General features: G+C 44.0%; 17 protein-coding genes and 1 riboswitch. Of the genes, 10 read left to right on the top strand and 7 right to left on the bottom strand.

What is annotated here, in order from left to right; translation table 11 throughout:
• Positions 1-27: 27 nt before the first annotated feature.
• Complete coding sequence (locus V7S74_RS04680; RefSeq protein ID WP_406777600.1) at positions 28-2,376, bottom strand: M1 family metallopeptidase; 2,349 nt, start codon at positions 2,374-2,376, stop codon at positions 28-30.
• A 144-nt stretch (positions 2,377-2,520) separates the two neighbouring features.
• Here V7S74_RS04680 and xylA point away from each other — a divergent pair, with 144 nt between their 5' ends.
• Genes xylA through V7S74_RS04665 form a run of 3 tightly spaced genes read left to right on the top strand, consistent with a single transcriptional unit; the run spans position 2,521 to position 7,022 of the window.
• Positions 2,521-3,849, top strand: a complete 1,329-nt coding sequence (xylA, locus tag V7S74_RS04675; protein WP_406777599.1) for a xylose isomerase — start codon at positions 2,521-2,523, stop codon at positions 3,847-3,849.
• 18 nt (positions 3,850-3,867) lie between these two features.
• Positions 3,868-6,366 (top strand): glycosyl hydrolase, encoded by a 2,499-nt coding sequence (locus V7S74_RS04670; protein ID WP_406777598.1) that lies wholly within the window; start codon positions 3,868-3,870, stop codon positions 6,364-6,366.
• Positions 6,363-7,022, top strand: coding sequence for a DNA alkylation repair protein (locus V7S74_RS04665; protein WP_406777597.1), 660 nt, complete (start codon positions 6,363-6,365; stop codon positions 7,020-7,022). Before V7S74_RS04670 ends, V7S74_RS04665 begins: the two co-directional genes overlap by 4 nt.
• Here the strand turns inward: V7S74_RS04665 and V7S74_RS04660 are convergent, their stop codons facing one another.
• Positions 7,023-8,825 carry a glycosyltransferase gene (locus V7S74_RS04660; RefSeq protein WP_406777596.1) on the bottom strand — a complete coding sequence of 601 codons (1,803 nt, stop codon included), beginning with the start codon at positions 8,823-8,825 and terminating at the stop codon, positions 7,023-7,025.
• Positions 8,826-8,830: 5 nt separating this feature from the next.
• The gene (locus V7S74_RS04655) at positions 8,831-9,766 is read right to left on the bottom strand and encodes a N(4)-(beta-N-acetylglucosaminyl)-L-asparaginase (RefSeq protein ID WP_406777595.1); all 936 of its coding nucleotides are present in this window, start codon (positions 9,764-9,766) and stop codon (positions 8,831-8,833) included.
• A gap of 110 nt (positions 9,767-9,876) precedes the next feature.
• On the opposite strand from V7S74_RS04655, the gene V7S74_RS04650 reads away from it, so the two are divergent.
• The 4 genes from V7S74_RS04650 to smpB all read left to right on the top strand — a co-directional run bounded on the left by V7S74_RS04650 (position 9,877) and on the right by smpB (position 13,847).
• Complete coding sequence (locus tag V7S74_RS04650; RefSeq protein WP_406777594.1) at positions 9,877-12,312, top strand: penicillin acylase family protein; 2,436 nt, start codon at positions 9,877-9,879, stop codon at positions 12,310-12,312.
• 4 nt (positions 12,313-12,316) lie between these two features.
• Positions 12,317-12,658: a hypothetical protein gene (locus V7S74_RS04645; RefSeq protein WP_406777593.1), complete on the top strand. Its 342-nt coding sequence runs from the start codon at positions 12,317-12,319 to the stop codon at positions 12,656-12,658.
• A 68-nt stretch (positions 12,659-12,726) separates the two neighbouring features.
• On the top strand, positions 12,727-13,326 hold the full coding sequence (locus V7S74_RS04640) for an OmpH/Skp family outer membrane protein (protein ID WP_406777592.1): 600 nt from the start codon (positions 12,727-12,729) through the stop codon (positions 13,324-13,326).
• A 59-nt stretch (positions 13,327-13,385) separates the two neighbouring features.
• Entirely contained in the window at positions 13,386-13,847 is a 462-nt protein-coding gene (smpB, locus tag V7S74_RS04635; protein ID WP_406777591.1) for an SsrA-binding protein SmpB, read from the top strand.
• On the opposite strand, the gene V7S74_RS04630 is transcribed toward smpB, so the two are convergent.
• Genes V7S74_RS04630 through V7S74_RS04620 form a run of 3 tightly spaced genes read right to left on the bottom strand, consistent with a single transcriptional unit; the run spans position 13,844 to position 15,731 of the window.
• The gene (locus V7S74_RS04630) at positions 13,844-14,386 is read right to left on the bottom strand and encodes a CopD family protein (protein WP_406777590.1); all 543 of its coding nucleotides are present in this window, start codon (positions 14,384-14,386) and stop codon (positions 13,844-13,846) included. The genes smpB and V7S74_RS04630 overlap by 4 nt on opposite strands.
• Before the next feature lies 1 nt (position 14,387).
• A complete protein-coding gene (locus tag V7S74_RS04625; protein WP_406777589.1) occupies positions 14,388-15,161 on the bottom strand; it encodes a polyprenol monophosphomannose synthase in 774 nt (257 codons plus the stop codon).
• On the bottom strand, positions 15,162-15,731 hold the full coding sequence (locus V7S74_RS04620) for a DNA-3-methyladenine glycosylase I (protein WP_406777588.1): 570 nt from the start codon (positions 15,729-15,731) through the stop codon (positions 15,162-15,164). It lies immediately after the preceding gene.
• A gap of 80 nt (positions 15,732-15,811) precedes the next feature.
• Positions 15,812-16,004, top strand: a riboswitch (cobalamin riboswitch).
• Positions 16,005-16,080: 76 nt separating this feature from the next.
• Here V7S74_RS04620 and V7S74_RS04615 point away from each other — a divergent pair.
• Complete coding sequence (locus V7S74_RS04615) at positions 16,081-18,312, top strand: TonB-dependent receptor plug domain-containing protein (protein WP_406777587.1); 2,232 nt, start codon at positions 16,081-16,083, stop codon at positions 18,310-18,312.
• Positions 18,313-18,429: 117 nt separating this feature from the next.
• Here V7S74_RS04615 and V7S74_RS04610 read toward each other — a convergent pair whose 3' ends face one another.
• Complete coding sequence (locus V7S74_RS04610) at positions 18,430-18,945, bottom strand: DUF4833 domain-containing protein (RefSeq protein WP_406777586.1); 516 nt, start codon at positions 18,943-18,945, stop codon at positions 18,430-18,432.
• A 192-nt stretch (positions 18,946-19,137) separates the two neighbouring features.
• Between V7S74_RS04610 and V7S74_RS04605 the strand changes: the two genes are divergently transcribed.
• A complete protein-coding gene (locus V7S74_RS04605) occupies positions 19,138-19,617 on the top strand; it encodes a ribosome maturation factor RimP (protein WP_406777585.1) in 480 nt (159 codons plus the stop codon).
• Positions 19,618-19,634: 17 nt separating this feature from the next.
• Positions 19,635-20,882, top strand: coding sequence for a transcription termination factor NusA (gene nusA, locus V7S74_RS04600; RefSeq protein WP_377977565.1), 1,248 nt, complete (start codon positions 19,635-19,637; stop codon positions 20,880-20,882).
• The last annotated feature ends 31 nt before the right edge of the window (positions 20,883-20,913 follow it).

Raw genomic sequence — 20,913 nt, 5'->3', positions numbered from 1 at the left:
AGCCCCTCGCAAAAGGGGCTTTTAATTTTAGTTGTTTTTCGATCCAGTCACCGCTCCTGATTTCTCTTTTGCGTTCTTGGCTTCTTGCATCGGGTTAGGCCCTCCGCTGTAGGTTCTGCCTTGCATCTTGAACAATTGTACCTTTGTAGGTTGTGCAGGCTCGCGAGGGAAGGAATTGTCTTCCGTATCGATGTCCGCGATCTCATAGAATGGATCTAGCGTCCACTTCACGACCTTCTTTGAAGTTGGAATAATCTTCTTCGCCGTCACATCGTTCAAGCGCCAAACCTCCGCAGGGAAACGCAATACCTCATCCGTGCCATCCTCATAGCTCAATTTAACAATCACTGGCATCGGTAAGCCACCTTTGTTTTTGAAGTTCACCACGTAGAAGTTTTTGCCTTCAGAAACCAATTTCTTTTCGTCCTCATTTAAAGACGCCATATAGTCTTGGTATTTCTTTTTATCTGCTTCCGTAGGAGCAAAACGATCGTAGGTATTGTAGAAATCCGTCAAATCTGGATTCTCTTCTACTACCGTACGCTTGATGTCGGTTTTATTGCGAATGGCTGACATCGTTTTTGCTTTCGCTTCAGCTACTGCCTTATCTCCTGCCTTCTTAACTGTTGGATCTTGTGTATCGATTCCGAACCATTCTACGGTCTCGATGGACTGATTTACTGGTTCCGTTCCGTAGAACCAACCTCTCCAGAACCAATCTAAATCCACACCTGAGGCATCTTCTAAGGTACGGAAGAAATCAGCTGGATACGGTTGTTTGAAAGCCCAACGACGTGCGTATTCTTTGAACGCATAGTCAAATAATTCGCGTCCCATGACGGTTTCACGCAGGATATTTAAGGCCGTAGCAGGTTTGGCATACGCATTATTGCCAAAATCCATAATATTCTCCGAGTTCGCCATAATAGGCACCTGGTTCTTCGAATCTAAACGCATGTAAGGAACAATCGTCTGTGGCTCTCCACGGCGTGCTGGGAAATTGCGATCCCATTCTTGCTCTGCTAAATACTGGCAGAACGTGTTCAAACCCTCATCCATCCAAGACCATTGACGCTCATCTGAGTTAATGATCATCGGGAAGAAGTTGTGACCCACCTCGTGGATAATCACACCGATCATTCCGTTTTTCACATTCTCCGTATACGTTCCATCTGCCTCAGGACGACCCCCATTAAAGGAAATCATCGGATATTCCATTCCGCCACCTGCTGTCGCGTGGCAAGAAATAGCTACTGGATACGGATAAGCCACTGTTCTCTTCGAATAAGAGCGAAGCGTATGTGCTACCACCATCGTCGAATACTTACCCCAAAGTGGATTTCCCTCTTTCGAATAATAGGACATCGCCCACACTTTTTTACCTTCTACATCCACCTGCATCGCATCCCAAATGAACTTACGGGAAGCTGTGAATGCGAAGTCACGTACGTTATCTGCTTTAAATACCCAGGTTTTCTTTCCAGTTGGAACACTTTTTTCCGCCTTGATCGCTTCGTCTTGTGTCACGATTTCCACTGGACGCGTGGCTGTTTTTGCTTGCTCCCAACGCTTTAATTGGGTAGCAGTCATCACCTGATTTGGGTTTAATAATTCGCCTCCTGCACCTACAACGATGTCATTCGGAGCCGTAATAGCTACTTTATAATTCCCAAAATTCAAGGTAAACTCCCCTTGACCCATGAATTGCTTGTGTTGCCAGCCATACACGTCATTGTACACGGCTAAACGTGGGAACCAGTGTGCGATGAAGTAATTCGCGATGTTCTCCTTGCCTAGAATCTCATAGCCAGATCGGCCATAATATTCCGTAATTAAGTAATTCCAATCAATGCCAAAACTCACCGATGCACCCGATTTCAACGGGGTAGGTAAGTCAATACGCATCATCGTTTGATTAATCGTGTGACGTAAAGGATTGCCTTTTGCGTCTTTCACCGCCGTGATTTTGTAGCCGTAATCTTTCGGGTCCGTTAATTCTTGGAAAGCACCAGCGCTGATGCCATTCTTGATTTCTCCTGTTTTGGTGGTTTTGCCAGGGGCATTTTTCTCAAAAAGATTTTGGTCTAATTGAATCCATAAATAGGGCAAATCGTCTGGGGAATTATTGTAATACGTGATTGTTTCTGAACCAATGATCTTGCGATTAATGTCATCTAGTTCCACTTTGATGTCATAATCAGCGCGTTGTTGCCAATAATCCTTTCCCGGTGAACCACTCGCGGTCCGGTAGGAATTAGGCGTAGGTAAAGTCGATTCTAATTGCTCGAATCGGTTGTTTGCGTTAAAAGAGGTTTGGGCTTTCGCGGGTAACAATAGGGTCGTTAGCGCGACTAGCGAGAGTAGTTTTTTAAGCATGTTGAAAAGGTTATTTTATGCAAAATAAGAATTTTTATTTAATTCTGTAGCTGTGCTAATCTGTGCTAAATTTAATTTGTATATAATAGGTAGATTATGTAGTTTTGGGCCTTTACTAGTCAAAATCATTAAGCATTATAAAGCATGAGTGTAATCATTGGTCAAAAAGAATATTTCAAAGGCATTGGTCAAATCAAATTTGAAGGTGCAGAATCAGATAATCCCTTAGCTTTCCGTTATTATGACGAGAATCGCATTGTAGCGGGGAAGAGCATGAAGGAACACCTTCGTTTTGCAATCGCCTATTGGCATTCTTTCTGCGGAGATGGCGCGGATCCTTTTGGTCCTGGTACACATCATTACCCATGGGACGTTGCTTCAGATGCGCGTCAACGTGCGGCTGATAAAGCGGATGCAGCTTTTGAATTCATTACGAAGATGGGTGCGCCTTACTATTGTTTCCACGATGTGGATGCAATCGATGGCCACAATGATCCGAAAGAATTCGGCGATCGCGTGAAATTTATCACGGATATTTTTGCCAAAAAACAAGCAGAAAGTGGTGTGAAGCTTTTGTGGGGAACGGCGAACTTGTTCTCAAACGAGCGTTATATGAACGGTGCTTCGACGAACCCGAACTTTGAAGTAGTAGCTCATGCAGGTGCTCAATTAAAAGGAGCGATCGATGCGACGATTACTTTAGGTGGCGAAGGCTATGTGTTCTGGGGAGGTCGTGAGGGCTACATGAGCTTGTTAAATACGAACATGAAATTAGAGCGTGAAAACTTCGCTCGTATGTTACATACTTGCGTAGAATATGCGCGCCGCAATGGTTTCAAAGGGAAGTTCTTTATTGAGCCTAAGCCTTGTGAGCCTACAAAACACCAATACGATTACGATGCAGCTACGGTGATCGGTTTCTTACGTGAGTTCGATTTATTAGGTGAATTCGGTCTAAACTTAGAAGTAAACCACGCTACTTTAGCTGGGCACACCTTTGCACACGAATGCCAAGTAGCTTCGGATGCGGGTATGTTAGCTTCCATCGATGCTAACCGCGGAGATAATCAAAATGGCTGGGATACAGATCAATTCCCGACGGACATTTACGAGTGGGCGGAGGCGATGGCCATCATCTTAAAGCAAGGAGGATTAGCGGGAGGTGGAATTAACTTCGATGCGAAGCGTCGCCGTAATTCGACAGATATGCAAGATTTATTCTATGCACACATCGGTGGTATGGATACGATTGCTCGTTCTTTATTGATCGCAGAAAAAATCGCGAAACATGGTGAAATGGATCGTTTGAAAGCAGAGCGTTATGCTAGCTTTAACTCGGGCAAAGGAGCTGATTACGCAGCTGGAAAATTGAAATTAGAAGATTTATACAAAATCGCTGTTGAAGTGGGAGAACCTGCTCAGATCTCTGGTAAGCAAGAATACTTAGAGAATTTGTTAGGCCGTTTTGTTTAAAAATACGTAATTCGGGGTATGAAAAGATTTTTTTTACTCCTTCTGTTTTTTGCCTCTAAATTTATAGCAGCAGGGTCATCCGATGATCCTGCTGTTTTTTCTACGGCGAAACCCTGGGCCTATTGGTGGTGGCCCGGAAGTGCTGTGACAGAAAAGGGGATTACACATAATTTGGAGAATTTTAAAAAAGCCGGTTTCGGCGGTCTCCACATCATCCCCATCTACGGGGCAAAAGGTTCAGAGTCTTTATTCCAAAACTATTTAAGTCCCGGCTGGCAAGCTAAATTCTTTTTTACCTTAAAAGAAGCCAAACGATTAGGTCTCGGCATCGATATGACGATGGGGACTGGCTGGCCTTTGGGCGGACCCTCCATCACCGAGATGGAGGCAGCTAAAAAATACCAATTTAAAGACGGCGTTTTTTCCACCGATCTAACCGGCCAAAAAGTTAAGCGCGCCGCTCCCGGCGGCGAAGGCCTCGTGATGGATCACTTCGATATGAAGGCCTTTGCGAAATACAGCCATACCTTCGCGCCCTTGTTAAAGAAAGCGCATTCACCTTTGCGTGCGATTTACAACGATTCCTACGAAGTATACGGCGGGAATTATACCCCAGAATTATTCCCTGCATTTCAACGGTTGAACGGCTACGATTTGCGAAAGCACTTCGATGTGCTTTCTAAGAAGAAGGCGGAATCGGAGGAAGAAAACCAAATTTTTGCGGATTACCACCGGACGATATCGACCCTATTACAGCGCAATTTTGTCCTCCCATTCGATCATTGGATTAATTCGATGGGCTTTACTTCGCGAAATCAGGCACACGGTTCTCCGGGTAATTTGCTAGACATTTATGCGGCGGCGGACATTCCGGAGGCAGAGTTTTTCGGATCGAAGCCATTTGACATTCCAGGCTACCGAGTGGATCCGGAATATGATTCGACCACCTTTGGGATTCCGGATATTCGGGCACTTAAATTAGCGAGTTCGGCGGCGAATTTGACTGGGAAGAAATTGGTTTCAGCGGAAACGGCGACTTGGTTAGGGAATCACTTCAAGGTTTCGATTGCACAGGTGAAACCGGTTTTAGATCAAGTTTTTGTGGGTGGTGTGAATCACGTCTTCTTCCATGGGGCGACTTATTCTCCTCCGGAAATCGCGTGGCCGGGCTGGTTGTTTTACGCGAGTACGAACTTTAATCCCCAAAGTCATTTTTGGGAGGCCATGCCCGCTTTAAATAAATACATCGAAAATGTACAGACGATGTTGCAGGCGAATCCGACGGATAGCGATGCGCTCTTGTATTTTCCGATGGAAGATGTTTGGCACGAAAATAATGGTTCAGGAAAATTGCACACCCTAGAATTGCATGCGAATAGTCGGGTGTGGTTGAAGAATACGTCTTTTGGGAAATGGTCTGAATTATTGCAGAACAAAGGTTTCTCGGTGGACTATATTTCGGATGATTTGTTGACGGATCTTGTGCTGACGCCTACGAAGACCTTTAAGACTAAGTCCGGTGGAAATTACAAAGTCTTGTTAATTCCGGCCGCACACTATGTTTCCGTGGAGACGCTGGAGTTGCTCGCGAAATGGGTGAAGCAAGGCTATCCGGTCTATTTCTTAGAACATTTACCTCTTCATTTGAATACCTATGGAGCTACGAAGGAGGCCAAAGAACGTTGGGAAATCGCCCGCAACGCCTTATTAATGCGCGTGCTTTCAGATCCGGCTGATAAGTTAACTCGCCTGGGCGTTTCGACGGAGTCGATGTCTGCGAATGGCCTTTCCTTCCTTCGTAAAAAGACGCCTGCCGGCGCGGCTTATTTTGTGACGAATTTACAATCGAAATTTTCGGAGGGGTCGATTTCTTTGAAAAAAATCGCTGGAAATTACGAGGTATGGGATCCCTTGACGGACACAAAAAGCTATGGCAAAAAAGGTTCAGATGCCTGGCTTTCTTTAGCTCCCGGCCAAAGTGTGATTATTAAATCGGTCGCTAAAATACCTTCTGCTTCTCCGATAGCTGCAGCAAAAATCACGACGGAAGTTGCCCCACAGAACCTCCAAGTTTCCGTCGGTTCTCGCACGTTTGATTTACCAGATTTTGCCTATTACACGCATTTGGATACCTCTATAGCAGATTCTCCTTCCGCTCGCTACCGTTTTAATCTAAGCTTAAATTCGGATCAACTAGCTGCTGCTAAAGTCTTACATCTAACAGACCTGCGAGATATGGCAAAAGTTCGGATCAATGGAAAAGAGATCGGGATGATTTGGTCGCTCCCATTCCAATTAGCGATTCCTTCAGGCACCTTGCAAGAACAAAATCAGATAGAAATCGAAGTGGTTTCTAATTCCGCGAATCGGATTCGGAAGATGGATCAGCAAGGGGTGGTCTGGAAGAATTTCTATGAGATTAATTTTGTGGATATCCGATACAAGCCTTTTGACGCCTCGAAGTGGGCGATTGAAGATGGAGGGATGAAGGGTAAAATTTATTTCACGAATCGATGAGTCAATTTATACCAGCGATTACTGAAGCCTTACGCGATCTAGCAGATGCAGACAATGCGTTTTGGATGCGCAAGTACATGCGAGAGAAATACCCGTTTCTGGGTGTGAAAAAGCCGGAGCGTCAAGAGGTATTTAAATACCTGTATAAGCAATACGGATCCTCAGGAGATTGGTTCGAGGTATCTTCTCAGCTATTCGCCATGCCGGAACGGGAGTTTCAGTATGTCGCGATGGAATACGTGAAACAGGCGAAAAAATCATGGGACAAGCGTTTGCCTGCTCTGTTCGAATCTTGGGTAGGTGAGGACTCTTGGTGGGATGTGGTTGATTTCTTAGCCCCACAAATTCTAGGTCCCTATTTCTTGAAATTTCCCGAAGATCGCGATGTGTGGATTCAGCGCTGGATGGATTCAGGGAATTTTTGGCTGCAGCGTTTTTGTCTCGTTTTTTCGCTTGGTTACAAGGATAAAACGGATACCGTTTTACTTGCGAAAACCATTCAAGTTTTAAGCGGATCAAAGGAGTTTTTTATTCAAAAAGCCATCGGCTGGGCACTTCGCCAATACGCTCGAACAGACCCGGAATGGGTGATGGATTTTGTGGGAAATAATGCGTTGGCCCCGCTGAGTAAACGCGAGGCCTTGAAGCATCTTTAACTATCTTTTCTTTTTGATGATCGCAAGTTCGTGCGCCGTATCGTAATACGATCGCAAGTTCGACCAATCGAAGGTATCTGCGATACTCTCTACGCGGTTACGCTGCGTGATGCGATCCCGCTGTGATTGCTGCACAAATTTGAACAAGAGATTCGCTAATTGTTCCGCTGACTCCTGGTAGCTTTGCGTTTTGCGATTCACTACACTTACTCCCCATTGTTCGTAATCACGCATAATTTGCATCATATAATCACCAAAACCAGAAAGGTCTGAAGTTACCGTAGGTACCCCGCGTGCCATACATTCTAAAGGCGTATAACCCCAAGGTTCGTAATAGCTAGGGAAAACACCTAAGTGACAGCCGCGTACGAATTGGCCATAATCCAAGCCAAAAAGTGGGTTCGTCGACACAATAAAGTCGGGGTGGTATACCACTTTGACCTTGTCCTCTGGATTATTTAAGAGATTCGTGCGGTGTAAATTTCGGATGATATCATCCTCTTGTTTTAAAAGGTGAGTCACGACTTTTGGTCGTGCATTCGTCTTCCAAGTCTGCACCGTTCTACGCAAACGCATCCGCCAATATTCATCCACGAAGGCATTCAAATCCGGTAATTGTAAATCATTCGAAGAAGCGGAGGCGTTGAATAAACGCTCGCCTACTTCTTTTTCAATGGCGTGGCAGTTTTCTCTAATTTCATCTAGTACTGCGCGGGAATGCAAGACTTCCGGGTCGATCGAATGGTAAGGTTGCTTCGTGACAAAGAACATCACGACCGTTTTCTTCGATCCCGCTTCCTTCATCTTGCGATTCAAAATGGCTAATGCATCTAACGTGATGTCGTATCCTTTGTTCGAATATTCGAAGCGACCCGAAGTAAATAAATATAGGGTTTGATCTAGGTCAAAGGGTTGGCTTTGGAAGAAGTGCCCCATGACGAAGTTCGAGATGCTTTGCTTGTATTTTGAGTGCAGGTTTTGGTGCTCGTGAAGGGCAGCGAAACGCTGGATATTTAAACCATTCGGTAGAATCAATTCAGGGATTCGGCCTAGGAAATACTGGCATTCTTTGGCTGTTATGTCACTGACTGTTGTTAATACGTCGGCTTTTTGTGCAGCTGCACGCTCGAAACATGCTTGTGCCTCGATCCCATAATGTTTCGCCTCTTTGAACCAATCGAAGTTTTCGATCACATCGTAGAAATTAGGCACATTGCCCGCTAAATAGCGGCCTAGCATCGTCGCGTGTGTGGTGAAAACTGTTGAGATTTTGACCTTGTCTTTCTTTAGATCCGGTAGACCCGTAGAGGCCATCCACTCGTGGAAGTGGGCCACTAGTTGCGTTTTACTCTTGTTCTCCTCTGCTACTTCCGTTAAAAGCAGGCGGATCATTTCGCCAAAAACAATGGTCTGATTCACTAAATCCTCTACTCCTAAAGTGGAGATTTTGTGGTTATCCCAGATGCGTCCTTTGATCGCATCCACCTCTGGCATCAAGGAATCTAGCTCGAATAAAACGATTTTAGGTTTACCGGTGATCAACCAATAGCCATAGTGAACACCTAAACCTGCTTGGCGTAATTTCAAGACCGCTCGCTCCAAAGGAGTTTCCTCGGTTACGGTGATGGGCTCGAATTCTGCGGCCGCTGTTTGGGGAAAATACGGTCCTAATAAGGCATAATCATCGCCCCATTTTTCGACCATGGAGGGTACTTTTGTCCGGATAACGGTATAAATTCCGCCTACCTGATTACAGGTTTCCCAGGCAATCTCGAACAAATATTTTTTCTTTTCTACTGCCATAAATTTTACATGTAGGACGCACTCTCAAGCACTTGCGTTTTCCCGTTTTTAGTAATGGTGTAATTAAATCCTTTTTGAATGGCATAGGCGCCATGTTCTCCTTTTTTATTGATGGCCAAATAACCAATCTGAAATTCCTTGTATTTATAGCGTTTCACGATGCGCATCACGGCTTCCTCACACGCTTGCTGTGGCGACTTGCCTTGTCTCATTAATTCAACAATCAGGAAGGATCCCAAGGTCTTCATTACGAATTCCCCTAATCCCGTCGCACAAGCGCCTCCTACTTCATCGTCGCAAAAAACAGCTCCACCTATGATAGGGGAGTCTCCCACACGTCCGTGCATTTTAAAGGCTAAACCACTTGTGGTGCAGGCTCCTGCGATTTCACCCGCTTTTCCGATCCCTAATAAACCGATGGTATCGTGTCGTTCGATGTTAATGACAGGCTCGTATTTGGATTCTTTTTTCCATTCCTCCCACGCCTTTTTCGAACTTTCTGTGAGTAAGTTCTCTACTTTAAACCCTTGATCTAACGCAAATTTCAAGGCCCCTGCACCTGATAACATCACGTGAGGCGTTTTTTCCATCACGGCTCTCGCCACAGAAATAGGGTGCATAATGCCTTCTAAAAAGGTAACAGACCCGGCATTGCCCAGGTGATCCATGATGCAAGCATCCAAAGTCACGTGGCCATCGCGATCGGGGTAACCGCCGTAACCCACCGAAGTATCATTCGGATCTGCTTCCGGAATTCTTGCCCCAGCTTCTACGCCATCGAGCGCTTTCCCTGTTTCCATCAGTTTATTCCAACCTGCGATGTTCGCTTTCTCATTTTTCCAAGTGGCAATGATGAGAGGCTCTGATGTCGCCGCCTTAGCGGTCGCGCCTAGGCCTGCGCCCAATAGAGTGGATGTTTGAAGGAAGGTGCGTCTTTTCATATAGCTTTAAAGATAATTTATTTGGGCTTAAAGGAACAATTTTGTAAAATTGTCTTTCTAAAATAGAAAAAAATCTTCGGATATTTCATTTATTTATCCCTATTTCATCAATGAAAATCATTAAATCTGCTTTTCCTTTGGCCATCGCCCTGTTTTTAACCTATGCGATGAACCAAAGCTGGGGAACAATTCCTCCCATTGGAAAAATATTTAGCCCTTTTCACGGCTTCTGGATGAATGCTGAAAGCCCAGAATCAGGCGAGCCCACGGAAGAAACCTTGCAAATCGCTGGATTACATCAGCCCGTTCAAGTCGTTTACGACGAGATGGGGGTGCCTCATGTTTTCGCACAGGATGACCACGATCTATATTTAGCACAGGGTTATTTGACCGCCAAAGACCGCCTATGGCAAATGGAATTCCAAACACACTTTGCAGGTGGTCGTATTTCCGAGATTGTAGGCGAAAAAGGAATGGCATCCGATCAATTCCAACGCCGCATGGGTTCGGTGTATGGTGCAGAGAAATCATTCGAAGGAATGAAGGAAGATCCTGCTGCTAAAACCGCATTAGAAGCCTATTCAGACGGGGTGAATGCCTATATCGCTTCTTTGTCAGACCGTCAATTACCCTTAGAATACAAATTATTGAACTACCGTCCTGAGCCTTGGACACCAATTAAGAGCGCCTTGTTCTTAAAAAACATGTCCTTTGTTTTAGCGTCTGGTACGGATGATTTGAAGATGACCAACATATTACGCAAGTATGGTCGCGAGGTAGCAGAGGATTTATTCCCTAATTATCCCTTCCAAGAAAGCCCGATCATTCCCGTAGGTTCGCCAGTAGATTTCAAGCCAGTACCTATTCCAGCGGGTCCAGTAGACTTTACTGGTTTAGGATCTTCGATGACTACGCCAGAAAAAGATCCGAACATCGGGTCGAATAACTGGGCAGTAGCTGGAAATAAAACCGTTTCGGGTTTACCTATTTTAGCGAATGACCCGCACTTAACGTTATCTCTTCCATCGATTTGGTACCAAATGCAATTAGTTGCACCCGGTGTCAATGTTTATGGATCTACGATGCCAGGAACACCAAATGTGATCATTGGTTTCAATAAAAACGTAGCTTGGGGAGTAACTAACGTAGGTTCTGACGTGTTAGACTGGTACCAAGTGAAGTTTAAGGATGCTTCTAAAAAGGAGTATTGGCACGATGGAAAATGGAAGAAAACGACCATGCGTATCGAAACCTTTAAAATCAAGGGTAAGAAAGACATGGTGGATACTATTTTCTTCACACACCATGGTCCTGTGGTTTATCTTTCTCATGAAAAACCCTTCCGTTCGAACATTCCGGTAGGACACGCGCTTCGTTGGATTGCGCATGAGAAATCTCAAGAATTAACGACTTTCTACCAATTGAATCGCGCGAAAAACTATGCCGATTACGCGAAAGCGTTAACCTACTATTCTGCTCCGGCTCAAAACTTCGTGTTTGCTAGTAATGAAGGGGATATCGCCTTGTGGGTGAATGGTAAGTTTCCTTTAAAGTCGAAATGGCAAGGAAAGTATTTATTAGATGGAACGGATGCCGCGGCTGATTGGCAAGGATTTATTCCACAAGCGCATAATCCGCACGTGAAGAATCCGGTTCGCGGATTCGTGAGTTCAGCGAATCAATTCTCGGTTGATCCGTCCTATCCCTATTATTTGGGCTGGCAATATGCGCCATCTGAGCGTGGACGTCGTATCAATGAGCGCCTAGCCGTGATGGAGAAAATTACGATGGATTCCTTACGTGGTCTCCAAAACGATAATTTCAATATTCGTGCTCGCGAATTATTGCCATTGCTTTTTGCTCAGGTGAAATCGCCAACTGCTGCTCAGTCGAAAGCATTAGCGGCCTTGAAATCGTGGAATTTAGTGAATAGCCCAGAATCTGTGGGAGCGACGATTTTTGAAAACTGGGTGTTGACGCTTCAGGATTGTCTTTGGAGTGATGAGTTCTCTGCCGATGATAAGGTTCCGATGAGCCGTCCTTCGATGGATCGCACCATTCAGTTGATTAAATCAGAGCCAGCAGCTCGCTGGTGGGATGATACCAAGACGCCGGCTAAAGAGTCGATGTCCGATATCGTGATGAAGTCCTTGCAAGCGAACGTGGATACGCTTGTGAAGCAACATGGTCCTCAGGGGCCTGAGTGGGCTTGGTACAAGCACAAGCAAACGGGTGTTCGTCACTTGATTCCAGGGATGGACGCATTATCTCGTTTAAATATCCCGATTGGGGGTGGTGGAACGATTGTAAATGCTACCACAACGAAGACGGGTCCATCTTGGCGTTTGGTGGTGGAGCTTTCGAAAGAGGGTAAACCGAGAGCCTATGGCGTTTATCCAGGCGGTCAGTCCGGAAATCCGGGTAGTAGTCATTACGATGATTTGATTGATACATGGGCCAAAGGAGAGCTTAAACCTCTTCTTTATTTAACATCTCCCGAGGAGAAATCGAATCGTTTACGTAAGAAAATCACTTTATCTAAATAAGTCTATGAGCAAATTAATTTATAGTTTGATATTGATCGTGATAGGTGCCCTAGTGGGTATTTATTTGCCCTGGTACGCGATGGGAGTGGCCTTTGGGTTGATCGCCTTTGTATTGAATATGCCTGTAAAGTCGAGTTTTTTAACGGGCTTCTTGGCGGGCTTTATTTTATGGGTCGTGGCAGCCTTGTGGCTTGATTTACAACACCCAAGTACGCTACCTGGCCGTATGGCTCAAGTATTTCCATTGAAGGGGAATGTGTTCGCTTTATTTGCCGTGACTGGTGTGCTAGGAGGCTTATTTAGTGGCATTTGGACCTGGGCTGGAGCTAGATTAAGACAGAAATAATAATTTTTTAGGACAAACGATACAGACCTTGTATATTTGCCGTCAATCCAATTAATAAAAATAAACACGTGAAAAATTTACCTTACGCTTGGTTGGGCGTTTTAACCATCGCAATTGCCTTTTTATTTTACCAAAATTCAGATAGCGCGTCAGCAGGCTTAGGAGCTTCGACAGCAGCAGATGGAAGACGAATTGTTTTCGTGAACTCTGATTCGTTATTAACGAACTACCAGTTTTACAAAGACGCTCAAAAGGAGTTTGAAAATAAAGGATATCGTTTACAAGTTGATTTGGGCCAAAAAGAGCAATCTCTTCAAGCTGAATTACAAGCAATTCAACAACGTGCTTCAGCGATGACTCAAGCAGAGTTACAAGCGGCAGACATGACTTTGAAGAAAAAAGGAGCTGAATTGCAACAATATTCTCAACAAAAGCAAGCGGAGTTAGGTCAAGAGCAAGCAAAGAAGAACGAAGAGTTATACAATAACATTCGTGATTATATCGCAAAGACAAACAAAGCAAACAAGTATGAGTTTGTGTTAGGTTATTCTAAAGTGGGTGGCGGAATTTTATTCGCTGATGCTTCTGTAGATGTAACAAACAAAATCATTGAAGGATTGAACAAAGAGTACGCTGCAACAAAAGGCGACAAAAAAGAAGATAAGTAATAGCAAATAGCTGAATTTAGCCACGCAGTATTTCAGCTGTGTGGCTTTTTTTATTCCCAATGGCAAAAGAAAAAATCCAAAAGACTGTTGAAATTAAGAACCGCAGGGCATCCTTTGAATATGCATTCATCGATACCTTCACGGCGGGCTTGGTTTTAATGGGAACGGAGATAAAATCAATTCGCCAGGGAAAAGCGAATCTCACCGATGCCTATTGTGTTTTCTTTCAAGATGAACTCTTTGTGCGCAATATGCACATCTCCGCTTACGAGGAGGGAACCCATTACAACCACGAACCTTTGCGAGATCGTAAATTATTATTGTCAAAACGCGAGCTGGGTAAATTACAAAAGGAATTGAAGAACGTGGGTTTGACCATCATCCCTACGCGCCTATTTATCTCTGATAAGGGTTACGCGAAATTGAACATTGCCCTATCGAAAGGAAAGAAGACCTTCGATAAACGAGATGATATAAAAGAGAAAGATGTGAAGCGCGACATGGACAGATCGATGTCCTAGTTTTTCGTTCTGATTTTCTTCACGATAGTCACCGCCGCCATGATGACGATGGCAAAAATTACAAATCCCCCTAATCCATACATCCAATCCAGGGTATTTTTAGCCACCACTAGAAATACGACAGCGACTAAAAGAATCGTAGCGATTTCATTGAATAGTCGTAGCTGTGGACCTGAAAGTAGGAAATTTCCTTTTCTGAATTGAAGAATCAGATGTCTACAAACGAAGTGATAAATCGTGATGGCTACCACAAAGGCTAATTTCAAATGCAACCATCCTTGGCTTGAGAAACTAGATAGCCAGGCCACATAAATCAGCGATAAGCCAGTGATCCAAGTCAAAAACATCGCAGGGATCATAATGGCATTGAAAAGCAGCTTTTGCATTTTCACGAATTGCTTCGCCAAAATACTTTTCTCCGGTTCAGCCTTATCCTGCGCCTCTACGTGGTAAACCAATAAACGTGGAAGATAAAAAAGTCCAGCAAACCAACTGACCACAAAAATGATATGAAGGGATTTTAAGACTGTATAGCTCATCTTAGGCTTGGTAACGTTTGAACAAACTATTCACTTTCATCTGAATCACTCCGAAGATGGCCTCTTTGAAAATATTCGCTGACATCTTGCTCGTTCCCTTCGTGCGGTCTGTAAAGATGATGGGCACCTCCACCAGTTTAAAGCCATATTTCCAAGTAGTAAATTTCATCTCAACTTGGAAGGCGTATCCGATAAACATGATTTGGTCTAATGGTAAAGTTTCTAGTGTATTTCTGCGGTAGCAAACAAATCCTGCTGTTGCATCCTGCACTTTCATGCCCGTGATAAAACGAACATAAAATCCGGCAAAATAGGACATTAAAACACGGCTCATAGGCCAGTTGACCACATTCACCCCGTTGATATAGCGAGAACCAATGGACATGTCTCCGTTTCCGGCTTCTGCTTCGTCTAGGTTTTCAGCCTTCAATTCAGCGGGTGTGGCACACGCTTTGAAAAGACGAATTAAATCATCCGGATTATGGGAGAAATCCGCATCCATCTCAAAGATGAAATCGTACCCTTTCGCTAAGGCGATTTTAAATCCTTCAATGTAGGCAGTGCCTAATCCTAATTTGCCTTTTCTCTCCAATAAGTGGATACGTCCTTCATTCGCTTGTTGGAGGCGTTTCACTTCCTGTGCAGTGCCATCAGGAGAACCATCATCCACAATTAAGACATCGAAAATGGGATCCAAGCTCAACACCTTTAAAAGGATTGCTTCGATATTTTCAATCTCATTGAAAGTGGGGATAATGACTATCCTTTTGTTCATCTAGTTATTATTAGGATGGCGAAAGCATTCGGTTGTATGATCGTTAACTAATCCAGCCGCTTGCATCAGGGCATAACAAATGGTGGGTCCGACGAATCGGAAGCCATTCTTCTTCAGAGATTTGCTCAGTAAGACAGAAATTTCTGTGCTAGCGGGTAATTCTCCGTGATGGGCAAAGTGGTTTAGGATAGGCGTGTGGCCCACAAACTCCCAAATATATTGGTTAAAGCTACCAAATTTTTCCTGAATTTTAATAAAAGCCTGCGCATTCGTTCGCACCGCATTGATTTTTAGGCGATTTCGAATAATTCCTTCGTTTTGCATTTGGGCTTCGAGCTGTTCATCTGACCAGGTAGAAAGAACCTGATAGTCGAAATGCGCGAAGGCTTCTCTGAAGGCTTCGCGTCGCTTCAAAATAGTGATCCAAGAGAGGCCGGCCTGGAAGCCTTCTAAAATAAGGAGTTCAAAAAGCGCGTCATCTCGGTGCTCTGGATTTCCCCATTCCAGGTCGTGGTAAGTTTGGTATAATTCATCTGTGCCACACCAGCGGCAGCGTATTTTCGTTTCCATCGTGTCTGTTTCTTTTTACAAAATAGGAGAATATATTTCGATTGTTTGGCCCAACAACTTGATAAAATAGAAATTGAATTACCTTTGTGTCAGCGAAAGGTTCTGCGCCGCTTCAAACGGTGTTGATTAATAGGGAATTTGGTGTAAGTCCAAAGCTGTCCCCGCAACTGTAAGTTTTCAAAAAGCTTTTCAATCTAGGGTCACTGGCGTCGCTGGGAAGGCCGAAAAGCAAAGGAAATGAGTCAGGAGACCTGCCTTTCCCTATTCTTGACCTTGCGTTACGGAGGATGATCCGAGGTCGAGCGTTCGATTACCTTTTTATTTCACAGGCCTGAAAGGGCAAAAAAACATGTTAAATGTATTAATTATCGCTGGCGCGTTAGCTTCAGTGGGAGTCGCTAGTCGGGAGTCGCTAGTCACTAGTCCAGAGGGAATGAGTCCGGAGGGTTCATCCACTATTCACCATTTACCATTTACCAGTGGTCAGTATCCGGTAGTCAGTAGTGGCCGCTTCGCGGCAGTCGCTAGTCGGGAGTCGCTAGTCACTAGTCCAGAGGGAATGAGTCCGGAGGGTTCATCCACCATTTACCATTCACCATTTACCAGTGGTCAGTATCCGGTAGTCAGTAGTGGCCGCTTCGCGGCAGTCGCTAGTCGGGAGTCGCTAGTCACTAGTCCAGAGGGAATGAGTCCGGAGGGTTCATCCACCATTCACCATTCACCATTTACCATTCAAAAAGATTCCACGCTCGCGGATGTCACCATCTCCGCGCCGAAGTACCCTGAGAAGTTAGACCGCACAGGAAAAGTAGTTTCGGTGATTTCTGCCGAAATGATCCAGGCCAATCAGGGGAAAAGTCTAGGTGAATTACTCCAGCAAAGTGTAGGTGTCGCAGTGGTAGGCGCGCGCAGCGCGCCGGGGACCAATCAAGAGATCTATGTAAGAGGGGCGAATACAGGGCATGTACTTTTGTTGATGGATGGATTTCCATTGAATGATCCATCCCATATTTCGTCGGTGATGGATTGGAATTTGATCAATCTGAGCAATATTGAACGTATTGAAATCTTAAAAGGAGGGCAGTCGACGCTGTATGGATCTGATGCGATGGCGGCAGTCATTAATTTAGTGACCCGTAAAAATGCGAAGTCGTTGCAGGTTGTGTTGCAAGGCGGAGGTTTGGGAACTCATCAAGAGCAGATATCCTGGTCGACTCGAAAAGGAAATAATAGCTTGCAAATTCAGGCCCAAAATTATACCACTGACGGTTTTTCTTCTGCTAAAATTGCGCAAGGAAAACCGGAGGCCGATGGATTTAAGCAGCAAAGCTGGGGGGTGAAGTGGGGTAGGGATTTTGGCAAAAACGGAAATCTTGATTTTTCTTATTCATCGCAATTGTACCAAGGGAATCTAGATAATGGACCCTTTGTCGATGATCGCGATTATACCTCAAAAGCGACAAGTCATTCGTTTAGAGGGCAGTATCAAGTGAAAAACTGGACGGTTCGCGCCTTTCAGGATTTGATTCATCGGGAGTTCAGGAATGATTCTACGGATATTCCGGCAAATGCGTGGTCGAAATTTGGACTATCAAGCTATGCGGGTTTGAGTCAGGGATTCGAGGCTTTTGTGAAGATTCCTGTGAAAGAAAATTCGGCGCTATTAGTAGGTTCAGAATTTAGACGCCAAAAAACGGAGCAAAGTGACCTGTCCATCAGCGACTATGGTCCTTATATTTCTCCTGATTTGAGCGAAAAGCAAAAGACGCAGCAGATTGTGGGAACCTATGCTACTTTTCAACAAAATGGTCGAAAAATCGGCTATGAGCTGGGGGCGAGGTGGAATGCTCAATCGACTTTTGGGAATTATTTTACCTATAATTTAAATCCTTACTGGGCTATTTCGCAGACGGCGAAGCTGTTCGTAAATTACTATACGAGTTTCAAGACACCATCGATTTATCAGTTAGCCTCTCCTTATGGGAATCTGAACTTGCAGCCAGAGCAGGGCAAAACGTTTGAACTAGGAGTGGAAAGGAAGTTTAAATCCTGGAAAATTCGTGTCGTAGGCTTCCAAAACGAGGTAAATCAGGGGATTGTATTTCAGTCGATGGATGTCGAGCCTTTTGGCAAATACCAAAATATCTCCCGCCAAAAAACGCAGGGCATCGAATTCGAGCTATCATATCAAACAGCGAAGTTGCAAGCGGATTTCAATTATACCCACTTGAAGGGCGAGATGATCGATCGCGATTCGACCTATTCGTCTTTAATTCGTCGTCCATCGAATGCGTGGAATTTGAGCTTGCAATACAAGCTCCATGCTAAGTGGTCTGTGGGGATGAATAATCAGTATGTAGGCCAAAGAACGGACTACTTCTACGACGAGTCCAGCTATTCCGTTCAGGCAAATCCAATGGACGCTTATTTATGGACCGATTTATCGATTCACTACCAAATCAATAAAAATTGGAAGCTTTCTGGGATGTTGAAAAACGCGCTGAATCAAGAAATTCTGGAGATTACGGGGTATAGCGGGCAACCGAGGAACGTTCAAATTTCCCTTTTAGGGTCATTTTAAAGAATAAAGAAAAAAGCACAAAGAATAAAGATTTTCCTTCGGACTCATTTCCTTCGGACTCTTTATGCTTTGTGCTTTATTCTTTATTCTTTATTCTTTCGCTTTGCTATGCAAAGCCTAAGGCTTAAACTTCTCATATACATCCCTCCCCGTCACCGGATCCTTGCCAAAAAGCTCGATGTAATCCACCGTGGTGAGAAACTTAGATTCGTCTACTTTTACATAGACGCGCTTGAGGATTTGCAACTTGTTATTGATTTGGAACAAAGCATAAGGGATGCCATTTGCATCTTGTTTTACAACAAATTTTCGTTTGCGGTAGGCTAAAAAATGACCTTCATAGGTATTGCTTGCGCCAGAAATAGGGCTCGTATAGAGGCCATAGGCAAGCGTCCGCTGGATGGCCGTTAATTCTTCAATGGGTGATTTGGTGTTGAATTTATACCAATAGGTTCTGACCGGATCTTTGGGATTAAGTCTGCCTCCAATCAAATTGGCATCGTATACAGCGACATTGATATTCGTACTTCTTTGAATGAAAAACAGGCGAATAGGGGAGTCGGGTGGGACGGGTTGTCTATCCGGCGCCAAGCTGCTTAAACAAAAAAGGAGTAGGATAGACGCAAATTTCATTCTTTGGTTACAGTGATTTCGAACTGCAAATAACGAAAAAAATCGCAATCTCATCTGACAGAGTCTTCTTATAAAGCTTCTTAATCTTGTTTTTACCAAAAATTGACGTATCTTTGTACAGAATTTAAGGAAAAGAAGAGGGGTTTTAATCCCTCTTTTTGTTTTCATAGCCCTGTAGGAATAGCAATTAAGATGGATTTAACGAGTAAACTGAAAGATTGGACACTGGAATACATCGGCGAAGGCCCTTTGTTATTAGTGGATTTTTCGGTGTCTCAAGGGACGAAAAGAACCTTAGTGACCATTTTAGTTGACACCATTGAGGGTGTGACAATCGACCAATGCGCTTTAATGAGCCGTAAATTAGCTCATTTCATCGAAGAGGGGATGTTGATCGAAGAAGCCTATAATTTAGAAGTGTCTTCGCCGGGTTTAGACTTTCCTTTAAGTCAAGGCTGGCAGTTTCAAAAGAACTTAGGCCGTAAGGTGAAGGTTTGGATGAAAAAGAAGGACGCTGAAAACGTGGAGGGGACCTTAGTTTCTTACACGGAAGAGGCGGTTGAAATCCTAACGGAGAAGACCGTGAAGCATAGAAAAATCGTAGCTAAAGAGTCCACTTGGTTTCCTTTAGCTGAGGTAGATAAAATAAAAGTACAAGTGTCATTTCAATAAACAAAGAAGAGATAGCAATGAACAGTGTTGAATTAATTTCGTCATTTTCAGACTTTGCTCGGGAGAAAAACATTGACAAACCGACGATGATCGCGGTTTTGGAAGAGGTTTTTCGTACTATGATTCGTAAGAAATTTGGTGCCGACGAGAATTTTAATGTCATTATCAATGCCGAAAGCGGCGACTTAGAGATGTGGCGTAGCCGCGAAATCGTTGACGATAATTCCGAAGATATTTGGGATTTCGACAAAATACCTTTGAGTGAGGCGAAGTTAATCGAGCCCGATTTCGAAATCGGTGAAGAGGTGGCTGAGCTTGTAAAGCTGGAGGATTTTGGTCGTCGTGTAGTTCAAACCGCTCGCCAGACCTTGATCCAAAAGATCAAGGACATCGAAAAAGAAGGTTTGTATGAAAAATACAAAGACTTAGTAGGCGAATTAGTGACTTCAGAGGTATACCAAATCTTAGGTCGCGAATTAATCCTTTTAGATAGCGAAGACAACGAATTAGTATTGCCTAAGACGGAAATGATCTCGAAAGATCGTTTCAAGAAAGGGGAGACGATTAAAGCGATTATTCACAAAGTGGAAATGGCGAATGGTACACCGCGTATCATTTTATCTCGTGTTTCTCCGGTCTTCTTAGAGCGTTTATTCGAGCAAGAAATTCCAGAAATCTACGATGGTACGATAACGATCCGCAAGATTGTTCGTGAACCAGGTGAGCGTGCTAAAGTGGCGGTAGAGTCATTCGATGACCGTATCGATCCAGTAGGTGCTTGCGTAGGTATGAAAGGTTCTCGTATTCACGGTATCGTTCGTGAATTACAAAACGAAAATATCGACGTGATTAACTTCACAGATAATTTAGAGTTATTGGTAGCGCGTACATTAAGCCCAGCGAAGTTGAATTCAATGGCTATTGACAAAGAGCGTCGCCGTATCTCGGTTTATTTAAATTCTGATCAGGTTTCTATGGCGATCGGTCGTGGAGGTCAAAACATCAAGTTAGCTGGTAAATTAGTAGGTTACGAAATCGATGTATTCCGTGATGTACCTAAGGATGAGCTAGATGATGAGGATGTGGAATTGACAGAATTCTCTAACGAGATTGAAGCTTGGATTTTAGATGAGCTTCACAAAATCGGTTTAGATACTGCGAAGCAAGTTTTGGCATTATCTAAAGAAGAGTTAGAGCGTAGAACGGAATTAGAAGAAGGTACGATCGATGAGATCTTAGCGGTATTACGTTCTGAGTTTGAGTAATTTATTTAAGAAAAAAGAATTTAGTTTTTTG

Source organism: Aquirufa novilacunae, assembly GCF_045310505.1.
Lineage (GTDB): Bacteria > Bacteroidota > Bacteroidia > Cytophagales > Spirosomataceae > Aquirufa > Aquirufa novilacunae.
Note: the sequence above shows the minus strand (reverse complement) of the source record. Positions and strands in the feature narration are given on the sequence as shown.